The organism is Microbacterium sp. OVT16B (assembly GCF_019969705.1).
GTDB classification, from domain to species: domain Bacteria; phylum Actinomycetota; class Actinomycetes; order Actinomycetales; family Microbacteriaceae; genus Microbacterium; species Microbacterium natoriense.
The window spans coordinates 1549329-1566222 of sequence record NZ_JAHXZA010000001.1 but is presented as its reverse complement, the minus strand read 5'-3'; the positions used below and the strand labels follow the sequence as shown (position 1 = coordinate 1566222).

Genomic DNA, 16894 nt, shown 5'->3' with positions numbered 1-16894 from the left:
TTCACTCTTTCGTACGTTTGTTCTAATCTGGGTACATGGCCCACCGCACCGATCTCGACCTCGATCTCGAGGAACGACGTCGTGTTCTCGACGCCTGGGCGCTGAAGCGCCGGCAGATCGCCGTGCTTGAGGCCGAGGCCGCAGAACTGCTGATCGAGCAGCTCGTCATCCACGATCAGGATGTGGCGGAGAGCCCCTACCATCGCGACGCCATCTATCGGTCGATGATCGCGGAGTTCTCGGCAGCCGCGCGCATCCCGAGGTCGTCGATGGAGTTCGCCTTCGCCGATGCACGTTCACTCCGAGACAGCATGCCCGGCGTCCGTGCCGCGTTCGCCGAGGGTCGCATCACCGCCGCCCACGTCCGCGAGATCGTACGGGCGGGAGCGGTCGTCGCCGAGGCGATCGCGAACCGCAGAGCGGATGCCGCCGTCATGGGCCTGTTCGAGACCGCCGCGCTTGTCGTGGCAGAGTGCGACACGGCAGCACGAACCCGTGCCCACGCGCGAGAGGTCGCCGCGTCTCTCGCGGGAGAGACGGTCGTCGAACGCCATCGCCGTGCCGCCAAGGATCGCAGCGTCTCCGTGACCTCGCTCGACGACGGGCTCGCCCTGCTCACGGCGGTTCTCCCCGAGTGGATCGCCCTCGCGATCCAGGACCGTCTCACGCACGTCGCGCGAGAGGTCATCGGGGCCCGGGAAACCCGCGAGCCTCAGCTCGACCCGTCAGCCATCGACCCCGGCGCGGACGCCGTCCACGCCGAGGACGTCGATCTCGCCGATCCCTTCTTCGACGCGTTCCTCGCCGATCCGTTCGCCCCCGCGATCCTCGCCGATACCAGCGCCGATACCACCGCTGACGCTGCTTCTGCCGTGCGCGACTCGACGCCGGGGACCGATTCCGGCGCCGACGCGGATTTCGGTGCCGATGCCGATGCCGATGCCGGCATGATCTTCAGCGACGATCGAGCGACTTTCGCGCGTGACCCGCTCTCCGACGTCGAGCGCATCCCCGCAGACGAGCGTTCCCTGGATGAGATCCGCGCCGATGTCCTCGCCGACATGCTCCTCACCGCCACTCCGAGCACAGCCATCGGCGATGCCCTCGACGACGTTCACGCCCGGATTCAGGTCACGGTCGCGGCGACCACACTCGCGGGGCTCGACGATCGACCCGCGCAGCTCGACGGCCACGGAGCGCTCGACGCTGACATCGCACGAGCGCTCGCAGGGCGGAACAGCGGATGGACGCGGCTGTTCCTCGATCCGTCCGGCCTCGTCGTCGAGACCGACACGTACACGCCCACCACCGCGATGAAGAGATTCCTGCGGGCGCGTGACCAGCACTGTCGCTTCCCGGGATGCCGGATGCCGGTGCACCGCAGCGAGATCGACCACAACCACGATCACGCCAAGGGTGGACGGACGGCGGTAGACAATCTGGCGCACTTCTGCAGAACCCACCACGCGCTCAAGCATCCCGACGTGCCCGACCCGCACAGGTGGACGGCTCAACAGCGCCCCGGAGGCTCCATCACCTGGACCAGTCCGCTCGGGCGCGCGTACACCGACCGCACACCGCGACGAGTGATGTTCATCTGACCTGCACGCCGGACGATCTCGGAGGCTCCGAGGACGAGGCTCGGAAGGCAGGGCTTAGAGGGCGCCGGAGGCTTGGAGGGGCCGGGGGCTTGGAGGGCCGGGCGTTCGCAGGCCTCAGAGGGCTCAGAGGGTTCAGAGGGTTCAGAGGGCTCTCCGGGCGCAGAGAACTCAAAGCACGAGCCTCAGCGATCGGGAGCGCGCAGAGAACTCAAAGCACGAGCCTCAGTGATCGATAGTACGCAGCAGCCACCCGGCAGACAGAACCCGGGCGCCGAGAGCTTCCACCCGCGCAGTGAGGCCGCGGTCGCTGGTGACGACGGCGACCGAGCGGCCTATCGAGAGCAGCCGAGCGGCCTCGTCGATGATCGCATCGTCTCCGGCGGCATCCGCCCTGACCACCCGCACGGGAGACTCCTCGGATTCGATCGCCCGCGCCTGACCTTCGACGACCAGCGACACCTCGGGGAACCAGGTCGTCGCTCCGATGCCGAGATCCTCCGCCGGCACGGCGAGGTCGACCAGGCGTTCCCGCAGCCGCGCTGCCGCTCCGGCTCGGTCCTTCCACCAGCCGTTCGGCACCGAGCCGACGACATTCGCGGCGTCGACGACGATCGCAGGACGCTCGTCGAGCAGGGTCCGAAGCATCGGCCACGACGAGGCGAAACCCGGATGCAGCGGACGCGCATCGACGTCCTCGACGGGCACCCACTCCAGCGCCACGCTCTCCGGGTCGCTGATCACCGGTTCGAAGGGCTCCACGACGTCGGCGACGACCGTCGTGTACGACCAGATCGACAGGTCCAGCACGCTCGTCACACGTACGCGCACGGCGCCGTCCGGGACGCCCGCTTCTTCCTGCGCCTCACGCACAGCGCCGACGATGGCGCTCTCGCCCTCGTGCATCGCACCGCCGGGGAGACCCCAGGTGCCGCCGAAGTGGCTCCAGGCGACCCTGTGCTGCAGGAGCACGCCGCGCGCGGGGTCGAAGGCGAGCAGCCCCGCAGCGCCGAACCGGCCCCAGTACCGCTCTCCCGTGTCCGCGATCACCCAGGCGTCGCCCGGGTTGCGCGGCCCCTCGGGGCGGCGCGGTTCACCAGCTGCAGGAGGTACGACCGTCACCCCTTCAGCCTGTCACAGCATCCGGGGTACGGCGCACCGACCCGACACGAACTGGAACCGAGCGGGTCCAGAGACGAGTCCCAGCCCTTCAGCCAACGAACTCCCGGGCCGATCAGCGCTGCCGCTTCTCCCGCACACGCATGTTGACGACGATCGGAGTTCCCTCGAACTCGTACAGCTCGCGCAGGCGGCGCTGAATGAACCGGCGGTAGCCCGGGTCGAGGAATCCGGTCGTGAACAGCACGAACGTCGGCGGACGGGTCGAGGCCTGCGTGCCGAACAGGATGCGCGGCTGCTTGCCTCCACGCAGCGGGTGCGGGTGCTCGGCGACGAGCTCGGCGAGGAACGCGTTGAACTTGCCGGTGGGGATGCGGCGATCCCAGTTCTCCAGCGAGGTCTCCAGCGCAGGAACCAGCTTGTCGAGGTGACGACCGGTCTTCGCCGAGATGTTCACGCGCGGAGCCCACGCGACGTGCGCGAGGTCCTGCTCGATCTCACGCTCGAGGTAGCGGCGACGGTCCTGGTTCTCCAGGTCGTCGTCGTTCAGGCGATCCCACTTGTTGAACGCGAGCACGAGCGCACGTCCGGACTCGAGCACGAGGTCGATGATGCGCACGTCCTGCTCGCTGATCGTCTCGGAAACGTCGAGAACGACCACCGCGACCTCGGCCTTCTCCAGCGCCGCAGAGGTGCGCAGCGACGCATAGAAGTCGGCGCCTTGAGCCATGTGCACGCGGCGACGGATGCCGGCGGTGTCGACGAAACGCCACAGCTTGCCGCCCAGCTCGACGATCTCGTCGACCGGGTCGCGCGTGGTTCCGGCGAGGTCGTTCACGACGACCCGCTCTTCGCCTGCGGCCTTGTTCAGCAGCGACGACTTGCCGACGTTCGGGCGCCCGAGGATCGCGACGCGGCGAGGGCCGCCGATCTCCTGCTTGGCGACGGCCGAGATCTCGGGGAGCGTCTTCAGGATCGCGTCGAGGAGGTCGGCGACGCCGCGGCCGTGGATCGCGGAGACCGGGTGGGGCTCGCCGAGGCCCAGGTTCCACAGGGCTGCGGCCTCCGGCTCCTGGCGCGCGTCGTCGATCTTGTTCGCGACCAGGAACACGGGCTTGCCGCTCTTGCGGAGCATCTTCACGACGTGCTCGTCGGTGGACGTCGCTCCGACCATGGCGTCGACGACGAACAGCACGACGTCGGAGAGGTCGATCGCGACCTCGGCCTGCGCCGCCACCGAGCGGTCGATGCCTCGGGCGTCGGGCTCCCACCCGCCGGTGTCGACGAGCGTGAAGCGGCGGTCGTTCCACTCGGCCTTGTACGTGACGCGGTCGCGGGTGACACCGGGGGTGTCCTCCACGACAGCCTCACGACGGCCGAGGATGCGGTTCACGAGCGCGGACTTGCCGACGTTCGGCCGTCCGACGATCGCCACGACCGGGAGGGCCGGCATGAACTGGATGCCGTCCTCGTCCATCGTGATCCCGGCGAGAAGCGCAGCGTCTTCGTCGTCGAGCTCGTAGTCGGCGAGACCCGCGCGCAGAGTCTCCGCGCGCTGCTCTGCGAGGTGCTCGTCGAGCGCCTCCATCTTCTCTGCGAGGTGGTCGGGGCCGCCTTCGTATTCGTCGTCAGCCACTGTGTGCTCCTCGGAGTCGTTCGATCACCGCGAGTACGGCATCGATGGTCTGGGGGAAATCGAGATCCGTCGAATCGACGACCTCCACGCCCTCTGCGGCGTTGAGGAAGTCGACGACGGCGCTGTCCGATGCGTCGCGCTTGTGCAGCGCGGCGGCGACGGAGGCAGCGTTCTCACCGGCGAGCTCGCCCGCCCGGCGCGCAGCGCGCACCTCGGGGGCAGCGGTGAGAAGGATGCGGACGGGAGCGTCGGGGGCGACGACGGTGGTGATGTCGCGTCCCTCCACGACGACCGCGTCGAACGGGGCCTCGGCCACGAGCGAGCGGAACAGCTCGTTCACCTGCGCGCGGACCTCGGGCACGCGCGCCACGCCACTGACCGCGCCCGACACGTGCGGTGCGCGGATCGCCTCGGTGACGTCGACGTCGCCCACGCGCACCGTGCGGTCGTCGGGGTCGAGCCCCAGCCGCACGGGGAAGTCGGATGCCGCGGCGAGGACGGCTGCGGCATCCGCCGTGTCCGCCCCTCGATCGAGGACGTGCCAGGCCAGCGCGCGGTACGCGGAGCCGGTGTCGAGGTAGCCGAATCCGAGCGTGCGCGCGACGGCCTTCGACACGCTGGACTTGCCCGACCCCGCAGGGCCGTCGATGGCGATGAAGTCGGGAGTGCGCGCAGCGGTGGCGGTCGTCGCGTCAGTCATTGGTGTTCCCCGCAATCCGCCAGCCGCGTTCGGTGAGTCCGGTGACCGCGCCGTGCAGCGCGGCCGGGTCGACACTGATCTCCGCCAGACCGAACTGCGCGCCGGGCGAGTGCTCCAGGCGGAGGTCTTCGACGTTGACTCCGAGTTCGCCGAGCTCGCCGAAGAGGCGTCCGAGCTGTCCTGCCGTGTCGTCGACCATGACGACCAACGACTCGAAGCGGCGGTTCTGGCCGTGCTTGCCAGGCAGACGCTCGACGCCGTCGTTGCCGTGACGGATCGTCTCCGCCACCGCACGCCGGGAGCCGGGCGCCTCGGGAGCGCGCAGCGCATCCGACACCTCGCGGAGATCTTCGGCGAGGGCGTCGAGGATCTCGACGACGGGCGCCGCGTTCGCGCCGAGGATCTGCACCCAGAGCTCGGGGGCGGATGCCGCGATGCGCGTCGTGTCGCGCACGCCCTGACCGGCGAGACGCAGAGCGCCCTCCTCGGCCTCGGCGAGGCGGCCAGCGAGCAGGCTCGCGACGACCTGGGGCACGTGGGAGGTCAGCGCGACCGAGCGGTCGTGCTCCTCCGGTGTCATCTCGATCGGCTGCGCGCCGACGTCGAGAGCCAGAGCCTCGACGAGTGCGAGATCGGCGGCCTTCGTCTCGCCGTCGCGGCACACGACCCACGGACGGCCGATGAACAGGTCGGCCCGCGCGGAGATCGCCCCGCCGCGCTCGCGACCGGCGAGCGGGTGCGAGCCGATGTAGCGGGCGAGATCGACACCGCGCGACGTCAGTGCGCGGAAGGGCTCGAGCTTGACGCTCGCGACATCGGTGACGACGGCATCCGGGTACCGCTCGAGTTCCGCCTGGATGACATCGGCGGTGACGTCTGGCGGCACGGCGACGACGATCAGGACTGGCGCGTCGTCGGCAGACGGGGCACGACCGGCGCCGTAGTCGATCGCCAGGCGCTGCTGTGCGGGAGACGTGTCGGAGAGCACGACATCGACGCCCTTCGCGCTGAGCGCGTGCCCGATGCTCGCACCGAGCAGCCCCGTGCCGACGATGCGGACGGTGCCCGAGAGACGCGACGCGACGGCGGTCGCCGTGCGCGGCGCGCTGGGCGCACTCGTCGTGTCGGTCACTCGTTCTCCTGCTGCTCGCCTGGCGCCTCGGCGACACCGGAATCACGGCGCGACAGAGTAAGCAGCGCGCCTAGTTCGATTTTAGTCAGTTCGCGGCTCTTCCCCGCCGGGAGCGTTCCCAGGTGCAGCGGACCGAACTGGCGTCGCACGAGTTCGGTGACGGGATGCCCGACCGCCGCCATCATGCGGCGGACGATCCGGTTGCGTCCGGAATGCAGCGTGAGCTCGACGAGACTCGACCCCCGCGAGGTGTCCAGCAGCCGCGCCTTGTCGGCCGCGATGGGTCCGTCCTCCAGCTCGATGCCCTTCGTGAGCTTCGAGATCGTCTGGGCGGTGACCTCCCCCTCGACCTTCGCGATGTAGACCTTGGTGACGCCGAAGGACGGATGCGCGAGGACGTGCGCGAGCGCGCCGTCGTTCGTGAGGATCAGCAGTCCGCTGGTCTCGGCATCCAGCCGGCCGACGTTGTACAGGCGCTCCTCATAGTCCTTCGTGAAGAGCCGCAGATCAGGGCGGCCGCTCTCATCGCGCATGCTGCTCACGACGCCGGTGGGCTTGTTGAGCATCACGTAGCGCTTCGAGACGTCGAGCTGCACAGCGGTGCCGTCGACATCGACGAGGTCGGTCTCCGGATCGATGCGGGTGCCGAGCTCGGTCACGACCACGCCGTTGACGCGGATGCGGCCCTCGACGATGTAGTTCTCGACCACGCGTCGGGAGGCCACGCCCGCTCCGGAGAGCACCTTCTGCAGGCGCACGCCCTCGGGGGCGGAGCCGTCTGTCATCGAACCATCAGTCATGAAACCATTCCTTCATCGAAGCGTCCGCGCGGCACCAGAAGGGTGCTTTCCGCGCGAGCACTCATCGAACCAAACCTTCATCGAAGCGCCCAAGCCGCACCGTACCGGCGTCAACCGCACGCGCGCTCACCGGACCAGCCCCTCATCGAAGTACCCACACCGTGCCGCAACGGCGCCAGTCACACGCGCGCTCACCGGACCAGCCCCTCATCGAAGCCGTCTGCGCCGTCATCGAGCAGCGGGGAGATCGGAGGCAGCTCGTCGAGCGAGTTGATGCCCAGGTGCTGCAGCAGTGCATCCGTGGTGCCGTAGTTGATGGCGCCCGTCTCGGAGTCGGCGAAGAGCTCGGTGATGAGGCCGCGTGCGAGCAGGGTGCGCACGACGGAGTCCACGTTCACCGCTCGGATCGACGCGACCTGGCTGCGGGTGACCGGCTGCTTGTAGGCGATGACGGCGAGCGTCTCGAGCGCGGCCTGGGACAGTCGAGCCGGCGCCTGGCCGCCGATGAACTCCGCGACGAGGTCGTCGTGGTCCTCGCGCACGTAGAGCCGCCAGCCGCCTCCGACCTCGCGGAGCTCGAAGCCTCGACGCGGACCGCGGCCCCTGCCGTCGTAGTCGTCGACGAGCGTCTCGAGCGCCTGCCGCACGGCGGCCACGGGAGACCCCACGGCGGCGGCCAGCGCCACGAGTCCGATCGGCTCGTCAATGATGAGCATGATCGCCTCGATCTTCTCGGTCAGCACTCCGGCTGACGGTTCGAGGTCATCGGTCATAGTCGGCTCCCAGGGTGGCGAGTGATTCGTCCGACCAGTGGTCGGCGGCCCAGCGCAGCGTCAGCTCGCCGAGCGGTTCCAGTTGCTCGAAGGAGAGCGCCGCGTGGCGGTAGAGCTCCAGCACCGAGATGAAGCGCGCGACGACGATACCCGGTTCGCGGATGCCGGCGACGAGTTCGCGGAAGCTCAGCGACTCGGCGCCGCGGAGGAGCGTCACCACGATCGCCGCCTGCTCACGGATGCTGACGAGCGGAGCGTGCAGGTGATCGAGTCCGACGTGCGGGATCTCCTTGGGCGCGAACGCGAGCAGGGCGAGTGCGGCGAAGTCGTCGGCCGAGAGAGACCAGACCAGCTCCGGCGTCTTCTTGCGGTGCTTCTCGTCGAGTCGCACAGCGCGGACGTGCCGCCGATCCTCTCGCTGCAGGCAGCGGGAGAACCAGGCGGAGACCTCCTTGAAGGCCCGATACTGCAGCAGTCGCGCGAACAGCAGGTCCCGAGCCTCGAGCAGTGCGACGGCCTCAGCATCCACCAGCTCTCCCTGCGGAAGGAGTCCGGCGACCTTCATGTCGAGCAGTGTCGCGGCGACCACGAGGAACTCCGACGCCTGGTCGAGCTCCTCATCGTCGTCGAGCTCCCTCAGGTAGGAGATGAACTCGTTCGTCACGGCGCTGAGCGAGACCTCGGTGATGTCCATCTCATGCTTCGAGATGAGATTCAGCAGCAGGTCGAACGGGCCGTCGAAGTTCGACAGGGAGACACGGAAACCGGAGTTCTCCTCGGGAGATGAGGTATCCGAGGATTCCCTGGACGACGCGGTACTCGAAGACGACGCAGCCGCATCGGTCTCGTGGCGAGGGGTCTCGTCATGCGACGCGGTTCCCGAAGACGACGCGGTACTCGAAGACGACACAGTCGCGTCGGTCTCGTGGCGAGGGGTCTCGTCAGGCGACGGCGCCACGGGCGACCAGCTCCCGCGCCAGCCGCAGGTACGCCTGGGCGGCGGCGTGCTCCGGCGCGAACTCGGTGATGGGCACACCCGAGACCGAGGCGTCGGGGAACTTCACGGTGCGGCCGATCACGGTCTCCAGGACGTCGTCGCCGAAGGCCTCGACCACGCGCTCGAGAACCTCGCGCGAGTGCAGCGTGCGCGGGTCGTACATCGTGGCGAGGAGGCCGTCCATCGTGATCGACGGGTTCAGCCGGTCGCGCACCTTGTCGATCGTCTCGATGAGGAGCGCGACGCCGCGGAGCGCGAAGAACTCGCACTCCAGCGGAATGATCACGCCGTGAGCGGCGGTGAGGGCGTTCACGGTGAGGAGCCCGAGCGACGGCTGGCAGTCGATGAGGATGACGTCGTACTCCCCCGCCACCTGGCGGAGCACCCGGGCGAGGATCGTCTCACGCGCGACCTCGTTGACGAGGTGCACCTCGGCGGCGGAGAGGTCGATGTTCGCCGGCATCACGTCGAGTCCCTCGACGCCGGAGCGCACGATCGCATCGTGTGCGTCGCGCTTCGTGTCGAGCAGCAGGTCGTAGACCGTCGGCGTCTCGTGCGTCTGGATGCCGAGACCGGCCGACAGAGCGCCCTGCGGATCGAAGTCGACCGCGAGAACCTTGCGCCCGTACTCCGCGAGGGCCGCGGCGAGATTGATGGAGGTCGTCGTCTTGCCGACGCCGCCCTTCTGGTTGCACAGTGCGATGATGCGCGCGGGGCCGTGAGACGCCAGCGGCTCCGGCGTCGGGAACCCGTGATAGGGACGACCGGTGGGTCCGATGGGTGTGTCGTCGGCCTTCTTCGCCTTCGCCCTGGACGTTGCCGCTCTCTCAGCCACCGGTTCTCCTGCTCCTTCGTGCTTGCTCGATTGTAGTCGCAGGCTCACCTCTCGTCGCGTCGGCGCGCGGCGCTGTCCCTCGCTGCGTCGACCAGTCCCTCGATCACCCGCACGTCGTCGGTGGTCTCCGGATGCCACTGCACCCCGACCTCGAAGCGGTCCCCCTCGGCCTCCATCGCCTGGAGCACGCCGTCGGCATCACGCGCTGTCGCGACGAAACCGGGGTGGTCCGCGACCGCCTGGTGGTGGTGGCTGGCGCTGGTGATCTGCTCACCGAGCAGTGTGGAGACCCGATGCCCCGGATCCACCGCCACGGGGATGGCCTCGTAGGAGCTCTCGCCGCCCCCGTGCCGATCGTGGCCGACGACGTCGGGCAGATGCTGCACGAGCGATCCGCCGGCGGCGACAGCCATGAGCTGCATACCCCGGCAGATGCCCAGCACAGGGAGCCGCAGCGCGTCCGCCTCCCCGAGCAGCCACAGCTCCGATGCGTCGCGGTCGTCGTACCAGCGCACGACGTTCGGGTCCGGCTCCTGCCCGTAGCGCGCGGGGTTCACGTCGGCTCCGCCCGCGATGAGCAGACCGTCGAGCCGACCGAGCACGGCTCTTGCCGCGCCGCGATCGGCGAGCGGCGGGACGAGCACGGGGATGCCCCCTGCCCGCTCCACCGCGAGGGCGTAGTCGCTGGGGAGCAGGTCGGCCGGTACCTCCCGCCAGGCGCCCCAGGAGGCCGCCTGGCGGTAGGTCGTGATGCCGATGATCGGGCGCTGGTCAGTCAAAGTCCGAATCCAGCGGCGTGACGTAGGCGTTGGAGAGTCCGCCGTCGACGAGGAAGTCCATCGCCGTGATGAAGCTCGACTCGTCGCTGCCGAGGAACGCGACGGCGTTGGCGATCTCCTCCGGTTCGGCGAAGCGCCCCATAGGGACGTGCACCAGACGGCGCGCGGCGCGCTCCGGATCCTTCGCGAACAGCTCCTGCAGCAGCGGGGTGTTCACGGGGCCGGGGCAGAGCGCGTTGACGCGGATGCCCTTGCGCGCGAACTGCACCCCGAGCTCCCGGGTCATCGCCAGCACGCCGCCCTTCGACGCGGTGTAGGAGATCTGCGAGGTGGCGGCGCCCATGATCGCGACGAACGACGCCGTGTTGATGATCGAACCGCTCCCCTGCTCCAGCATGTACGGCAGCACCGCCTTGCAGCACAGGTACACGCTGGTGAGGTTCACGTCCTGCACCAGGTTCCAGGCGTCGATTCCGGTCTTCAGGATGGAGTCGTCGGATGCCGGCGAGATGCCCGCGTTGTTGAACGCGATGTCGATGCGCCCGTACTTCTCCTTGGCGTGCGCGAACAGCGCCTCCACCTCTGCGGCATCCGTCACGTTCACCTTGATGAAGGAGCCGCCCAGCTCCTCTGCGATGCGCGGGCCGTTCACCTCGTCGAGGTCGCCGATGACGACCTTGGCCCCCTCCGCGACGAACTTCTTCGCCGTCGCGAGGCCGATGCCGCTGCATCCGCCGGTGATGACGCCCACTTTGCCTTCGAGCTTGCCCATCGTGTGTCCTGCTGCCTTTCTCGGGGTGTGTCAGTGCTGTGTTGTGTCAGTCGTCGGTCGAGATGAAGACGTTCTTCACCTCGGAGAAGCTGTCGGGCGCGTCCGGTCCGAGTTCGCGCCCGAGTCCCGACTGCTTGAACCCTCCGAACGGAGTCCAGTACCGGACGGAGGAGTGCGAGTTGACCGACAGGTTGCCGCTCTCCACGCCTCTCGCCACGCGCAGCGCGCGCCCGAGATCGCGGGTGAAGATGGATCCCGACAGGCCGTACTCGGTGTCGTTGGCCTTCGCGATCGCGTCGGCCTCGTCGGTGAACGGCATCACCGCGAGCACGGGGCCGAACAGCTCCTGCGACCACACCGGATCAGCGGCGCTGCGCGGCATGACCACGGTCGGCGGCATCCAGAATCCGCCGGTGTCCTCCACGGTCTGTCCGCGATAGGCGACGTCGGCGTCCGCGATGCCCGCGAGCACGGAGTCACGCTGCTTCGCGGAGATCAACGGCCCCATCTCGGCGTCGGGACTCGACGGGTCCGTCACCCGGAAGGCTTCGACCGCGGGCTGCAGCAGCTCGAGGAACCTGTCGTAGACGCTCGCCTGCACGAGGATGCGCGAGCGTGCGCAGCAGTCCTGTCCGGCGTTGTCGAGTCCGGCGCCGGGGGCGGATGCCGCGGCCTTCTCGAGATCCGCGTCCTCGAACACGACGTTCGCGTTCTTTCCGCCGAGCTCCAGCGTCAGCTTCTTCACCTGGTCTGCGCAGCCGCGCATGATGCCCTTGCCGACATCGGTCGAGCCGGTGAAGCAGACCTTCCGCACCAGCGGATGGGTCACGAACCTCTCGCCCACCACGCTCCCCTTGCCGGGGATCACGGTGAACACGCCCTCGGGGATGCCGGCGTCCCTGGCGAGTTCTCCGAGCCGGAGCGCCGTCAGCGGGGTGAGCTCGGCCGGCTTCAGCACGACCGTGTTGCCCGCCGCCAGCGCGGGGCCGAAGCCCCAGCCGGCGATCGGCATCGGGAAGTTCCACGGGACGATGATGCCCACGACGCCGAGCGGCTCGTGGAACGTGATGTCCACACCACCGGCGACGGGGATCTGCCGCCCGAAATGACGCTCGGGCGCCGCGCTGTAGTAGTTGAGGACGTCGCGGACGTTCCCCGCTTCCCAGCGGGCGTTGCCGATCGTATGGCCGGAGCCGATCACCTCGAGCGCGGCGAGCTCGTCGATGTGCGCGTCGACGGCCGCCGCGAAGGAGCGCAGCAGACGCGCGCGCTCGCCGGGTGCGATCGCACGCCATGCGGGGAAGGCCGCATGGGCGCGCTCGATGGCGGCATCCGTCGCCGCGAGGTCGGCCAGTGCGACGCTGCCGATCGCCTGACCGTTGGACGGGTTGAGGACCGTGAAGGTGCCGCCGCCGTCGAAGGGAGAGAGAGGGATCTGGAAGGTCATGCTCACAGCCTCTCGAATCCACGCTTGAGGGCATCGCCCACCGCAAGGTACAGAGTCACCGTCATGCTCACAGCCTCTCGAATCCGCACGTAAAGGGACCAGCCACCGGAAGGTACAGAGTCACCGCGCTCGCAATCATGCTCACAGCCTCTCGAATCCGCGCGTGAAGGCATTGCCAACAGGAAGGTACAGAGTCACCGTCATGCTCACAGCCTCTCGAATCCGCGCGTGAAGGCATTGCCAACAGGAAGGTACAGAGTCACCGTCATGATCACAGCCTCTCGAATCCGCGCTCGAAGGCATCGCCGATCGGAAGGTACAGAGTCACCGCGCTCGCAATCATGCTCACAGCCTCTCGAATCCGCGCTTGAGTTCCCAGTCGGTGACGGCTGCGTCGAACGCCTCGATCTCGACGTCCGCGTAGTGGACGTAGTGCTTGACCACGTCCTCGCCGAACACCTCGCGGGCGATCTCCGACCGCGCGAGCGCGTCTCTGGCCTCATGCATGGTCGTCGGCACGATCGGCGCTCCCGACTCGTAGGCGTTGCCCGCGGTCTCCGGCTCCAGCTCGAGTTCGTGCTCGATGCCGTACAGACCACCCGCGAGCATGGCGGCGAGCCCGAGGTACGGGTTCATGTCGCCGCCGGGCAGACGGTTCTCCATGCGCGCACCGGCGCCGCGTCCGACCAGCCGCACGGAGGTCGTGCGGTTGTCGATGCCCCACGCGACGGATGTCGGGGCGAAAGACCCCTTGACGAAGCGCTTGTAGGAGTTGATGTTGGGCGCGTAGAACAGCGTGAAGTCGCGCATGGTCGCCAGGACGCCCGCGATGAAGTGGTCGTACAGCGGGGTGCGGGAGCCGGTCTCCGCGTCCCAGAAGACCAGAGAGCCGTCGAGTCCGCGCAGGGACATGTGCACGTGGCACGAGTTGCCCTCGCGCTGGTTCGGCTTGGCCATGAACGTGATCGACTGATCGTGCTGGCGGGCGATGTCCTTCGCCGCGGTCTTGTAGACGGCGTGGTTGTCGGCCGTCGTGATGACCTCGTCGTACTTGAACGCGATCTCGTGCTGACCGAAGTTGCACTCGCCCTTCGCCGACTCGACGTTCAACCCCGACGCGTACATGGTGTTGCGGATCTCGCGCAGCAGCGGCTCGACCACGCTCGACCCGATGATCGAGTAGTCGATGTTGTAGCGGTTCGCGGGGATGAGACCGCGATAGTCGTCGTCCCACGCCTTCTCGTACGGCGTGTTGAAGATCACGAACTCCAGCTCGGTGCCCGCGAGCGCCGTCCAGCCGTGCCCGGCCGCGCGCTCCACCTGCTGCCGCAGGATCTCCCGCGGCGACACCCGCACCGGATGCCCGGACGTCGTGGCGAGGTCGCACTGGATCATCACGCTGCCGGGGCGATGCGGCATCCGCCTGATCGTGGAGTAGTCGGGGATGAACTCCATGTCCCCGTAGCCCGACTCCCACGAGGCGTTCTCGTAGCCGTCGACCGTGTTCATGTCGACGTCGACGGCGAGCAGATAGTTGCATCCCTCGGTGCCGTGCTCCAGCACGGTGTCGAGGAAGAAGCGTCCGTGCAGGAGCTTGCCCTGCAGTCGCCCCTGCATGTCGGTGAAGGCCAGCACGACCGTGTCGATCTCGTCGGAGAGGATCGCCGATCTCAGCTGCTCGACGGTGAGCATGCGGTCGTTGCGGGCCGGGGCGGGGGTGATGTTCATCTGTGCGCACTCATTTCCAGGATTGCCTACTTCAGGAGGCCCTTGAGAAGGGCGGCGGTGGCCTCGCAGTGCGCGGTCATCACGTCGCGGGCCCGAACGGCGTCGCCGTCCAGGATCGCGGCGACGATGGCACGGTGCTCGTCCTCCGCATGGTCGATGTTCGTCTTCAGGAAGGGGATCTCGGCGAGGAGTTGATGGATCCGCACCTGCACGCCGCTGCAGGCACGGGCGAGCTCATCGGAGCCGCAGACGGTGCTGATCGCCAGGTGGAACCGGGCGTCGGCCTGTCGGTAGTCGGCCGGAGTCTGCGCCTCGGCCAGGTCAGCGAGGCTCGTCTCCAGCAGAGCCCGCTGCTCCTCGGTGAGGTCCAGCTGGGCGGCCTGGTAGGCGGCTCCGGGTTCAATGACGGCGCGGAACACGATCACGTCGTCGATCTCGGCACGGCGCGGCGGGGTCTGACCCGCCGGCCACACCTCGGCGAGTGGTTCGACGACCGTGCCCCCTCCGCGCCCCCGGGTCGTGGACACGAACCCGGCGGCGCGAAGGGCGCTGATGGCCTCCCGGAGCGTGGCCCGGGAGACGTTGAGCTTCTCTGCGAGCTCACGCTCCCCCGGCAGCTTCGTCCCCACCCGGAAGATCCCGAGCTGGATGGCGGAGCCGAGCTGCTCGACGCAGGACTCGAAGGCCATGTGCCCACGGACCGGGTGGAGCGCAGCATCCACCAGAGGGGAATCCATCAGATCGGTCATCGTGCGACCTCACTCCTCCAGCAGTTCGTCGGCGGCCTTGGTGAGGTGCGCCGCCTCTGCGTCGCTCATGAAGTCGCGCTTGCCGTAGGCGAACCAGAGCACGACGGCGAGCACGCCGACCACGACGACCGCGAGAGGCGCGTAGTTGAACGTGTCGACCGTGATGGGCGTCACCGGCGGGAGCACGAACAGGATGACGATGAAGACCACCCAGACCACTGCGACCCACCCGACCACGGCGCTCCAGCGGCCGAGACTCCACGGCCCCGGCGTGAACTCCTTGTTCAGGCGGCGCAGCAGCACGGGCGTGACATACGCGATGTACAGGCCGATGACGGCGATCGAGGTCACCGCGAGGTACGCCGTGATGTTGAACAGCGCGGGCAGCGTGACGATGATCGAGAGCACGACGCAGAGCCAGATCGAGTTGGTCGGCGTGCCGGTGCGCTTGTTCACCTGCGCCCAGAGGCGGGAGCCGGGGATGGCGTTGTCCCGCGAGAACGCGTAGCTCATGCGCGAGTTCGCCGTGACCGACGCCATGCCGCAGAAGAACTGGGCGCCGCAGACGATGAACAGCAGGAACTTCGCCACGTCGGGGTTGTTCAGTGCGTCGAGGAAGATCTGCGCCGGTCCGGAGCCCGTGGTCGTGTTGACGATCGTGGACAGGCCTTCCTCGCTGCCGTCCTGGATCGCGGAGACGATCGTGAAGAGCAGGATCCAGCCGCCGATGATCGAGATCAGCACGCTCATGACGATGCCCTTGGGGGCGGCGACAGCGGCGTTCTTCGTCTCCTCGGCGACGTGCGCCGAGGCGTCGTAACCGGTGTACGTGTACTGCGCCATCAGCAGACCCATGAGGAACACGTACGGTCCGAAGGTCCAGCCGGTCTCGTTGTGGAAGGTCGTGAACGACCACGCCACATCCTGGTGGTGGGCGGGCATGATCCACAGCACCGCGACGATGATGAGGACGCCGACGATGTGCCACCACGCCGAGACGTTCGACAGCATGCTGACGAGATTGACGCCGAAGGTGTTGAGCAGACCGTGGATCACGATGATCACGATGAAGAGGCCGAAGGTGTTGAGCGGGTTGACCTCGACGCCCCACATCAGGTTGGCGAAGGCCATCATCGTCGCCGCGGCGCCGTAGTCGATGGCGGCGGTGACGGCGACCTCGCCGAGGAAGTTGAACCAGCCGACGAACCACGCCCACTGACGCTTGTTCTTCTTCGCGAGCCGACCCGCCCAGAAGTAGAGACCGCCTGCGGTGGGATACCGGGAGCAGACCTCGGCCATCGCGAGGGCGACGCAGAGGACGAAGACACCCACGAGGGGCCAGCCGATGTTGATCGCCATCGGACCGCCGGACTTCAGCGCGATGTTGAAGGAGGTGATGCAGCCGGCGAGGATCGAGATGATCGAGAACGAGACCGCGAAGTTGGAGAAGCCGGACATGCCGCGGTGCAGTTCCTGCTTGTAGCCGAGCTCTGCGAGTGCGGCCGCATCATGATCGATGGGCTGTGAGTCCGGCGCCTTTGTCGTGTCACTCATAGGGGTGCTACCTGGCTTTCGAGTAGAGGGAGCAGTTGCAGCGATTCTGGCCTCCCTGAACGCCAGCTGTCAATGGTCTGACTTCATACCTTCAACCAGAAGCGCTCGCCGAGACACGCCGGGGCACCGGAGCCGGAGGTGCCGGCACCCGGAGAACGGATGCCGGCGCACAGGCGCGCGTCCGATCGAATGAGCCACTCGATCGCCGTACAGTGCCGCGACGGGCAGAGAACACGACGCCCGCCGTGCAGCACCACCACGAACGCCGAGCGAAC

General features: G+C 68.1%; 15 protein-coding genes, 1 pseudogene and 1 CRISPR repeat array. Of the genes and pseudogenes, 2 read left to right on the top strand and 14 right to left on the bottom strand.

Annotated features, from left to right (window positions below; translation table 11 throughout):
• Window positions 1–35: 35 nt before the first annotated feature.
• Complete coding sequence (locus tag LC438_RS07350; protein ID WP_223586218.1) at window positions 36–1601, top strand: HNH endonuclease signature motif containing protein; 1566 nt, start codon at window positions 36–38, stop codon at window positions 1599–1601.
• Between the two features lie 222 nt (window positions 1602–1823).
• On the opposite strand, the gene LC438_RS07345 is transcribed toward LC438_RS07350, so the two are convergent.
• The 12 genes and pseudogenes from LC438_RS07345 to LC438_RS18920 form a co-directional block, all read right to left on the bottom strand.
• Window positions 1824–2720, bottom strand: coding sequence for an NUDIX domain-containing protein (locus LC438_RS07345; protein ID WP_223586217.1), 897 nt, complete (start codon window positions 2718–2720; stop codon window positions 1824–1826).
• A gap of 112 nt (window positions 2721–2832) precedes the next feature.
• Complete coding sequence (gene der, locus LC438_RS07340; protein ID WP_223587458.1) at window positions 2833–4305, bottom strand: ribosome biogenesis GTPase Der; 1473 nt, start codon at window positions 4303–4305, stop codon at window positions 2833–2835.
• A gap of 40 nt (window positions 4306–4345) precedes the next feature.
• A complete protein-coding gene (gene cmk, locus LC438_RS07335; RefSeq protein ID WP_223586216.1) occupies window positions 4346–5053 on the bottom strand; it encodes a (d)CMP kinase in 708 nt (235 codons plus the stop codon).
• On the bottom strand, window positions 5046–6185 hold the full coding sequence (locus LC438_RS07330; protein WP_223586215.1) for a prephenate dehydrogenase: 1140 nt from the start codon (window positions 6183–6185) through the stop codon (window positions 5046–5048). The genes cmk and LC438_RS07330 overlap by 8 nt, the downstream gene beginning before the upstream one ends.
• Window positions 6182–6985: a pseudouridine synthase gene (locus LC438_RS07325; protein WP_374197870.1), complete on the bottom strand. Its 804-nt coding sequence runs from the start codon at window positions 6983–6985 to the stop codon at window positions 6182–6184. The genes LC438_RS07330 and LC438_RS07325 overlap by 4 nt, the downstream gene beginning before the upstream one ends.
• A gap of 191 nt (window positions 6986–7176) precedes the next feature.
• The gene (scpB, locus tag LC438_RS07320) at window positions 7177–7758 is read right to left on the bottom strand and encodes an SMC-Scp complex subunit ScpB (protein WP_223586214.1); all 582 of its coding nucleotides are present in this window, start codon (window positions 7756–7758) and stop codon (window positions 7177–7179) included.
• A complete protein-coding gene (locus tag LC438_RS07315; RefSeq protein ID WP_105676888.1) occupies window positions 7748–8509 on the bottom strand; it encodes a ScpA family protein in 762 nt (253 codons plus the stop codon). The genes scpB and LC438_RS07315 overlap by 11 nt, the downstream gene beginning before the upstream one ends.
• 190 nt (window positions 8510–8699) lie before the next feature.
• Window positions 8700–9590 (bottom strand): ParA family protein, encoded by an 891-nt coding sequence (locus tag LC438_RS07310; RefSeq protein WP_105676861.1) that lies wholly within the window; start codon window positions 9588–9590, stop codon window positions 8700–8702.
• Between the two features lie 44 nt (window positions 9591–9634).
• Window positions 9635–10369 carry a gamma-glutamyl-gamma-aminobutyrate hydrolase family protein gene (locus tag LC438_RS07305; protein WP_219844638.1) on the bottom strand — a complete coding sequence of 245 codons (735 nt, stop codon included), beginning with the start codon at window positions 10367–10369 and terminating at the stop codon, window positions 9635–9637.
• Window positions 10362–11141, bottom strand: a complete 780-nt coding sequence (locus LC438_RS07300) for a 3-oxoacyl-ACP reductase (protein WP_105676864.1) — start codon at window positions 11139–11141, stop codon at window positions 10362–10364. Before LC438_RS07300 ends, LC438_RS07305 begins: the two co-directional genes overlap by 8 nt.
• A 46-nt stretch (window positions 11142–11187) precedes the next feature.
• Entirely contained in the window at window positions 11188–12576 is a 1389-nt protein-coding gene (locus tag LC438_RS07295; RefSeq protein ID WP_223587457.1) for an aldehyde dehydrogenase, read from the bottom strand.
• Window positions 12577–12584: 8 nt separating this feature from the next.
• Window positions 12585–12951: direct repeats of the CRISPR family, unit length 24 nt; unit sequence TCATGCTCACAGCCTCTCGAATCC.
• 60 nt (window positions 12952–13011) lie between these two features.
• Window positions 13012–13908, bottom strand: a pseudogene (locus LC438_RS18920) (glutamine synthetase family protein); the annotation flags it as partial.
• Here LC438_RS18920 and LC438_RS07285 point away from each other — a divergent pair.
• Window positions 13841–14026, top strand: coding sequence for a hypothetical protein (locus LC438_RS07285; RefSeq protein WP_223586213.1), 186 nt, complete (start codon window positions 13841–13843; stop codon window positions 14024–14026). The pseudogene LC438_RS18920 and the gene LC438_RS07285 sit on opposite strands and share 68 nt — an antisense overlap.
• Before the next feature lie 316 nt (window positions 14027–14342).
• Here LC438_RS07285 and LC438_RS07280 read toward each other — a convergent pair whose 3' ends face one another.
• Window positions 14343–15065, bottom strand: a complete 723-nt coding sequence (locus tag LC438_RS07280) for a FadR/GntR family transcriptional regulator (RefSeq protein ID WP_105676869.1) — start codon at window positions 15063–15065, stop codon at window positions 14343–14345.
• Between the two features lie 9 nt (window positions 15066–15074).
• Window positions 15075–16619 (bottom strand): amino acid permease, encoded by a 1545-nt coding sequence (locus LC438_RS07275; RefSeq protein ID WP_105676870.1) that lies wholly within the window; start codon window positions 16617–16619, stop codon window positions 15075–15077.
• Between the last annotated feature and the right edge of the window lie 275 nt (window positions 16620–16894).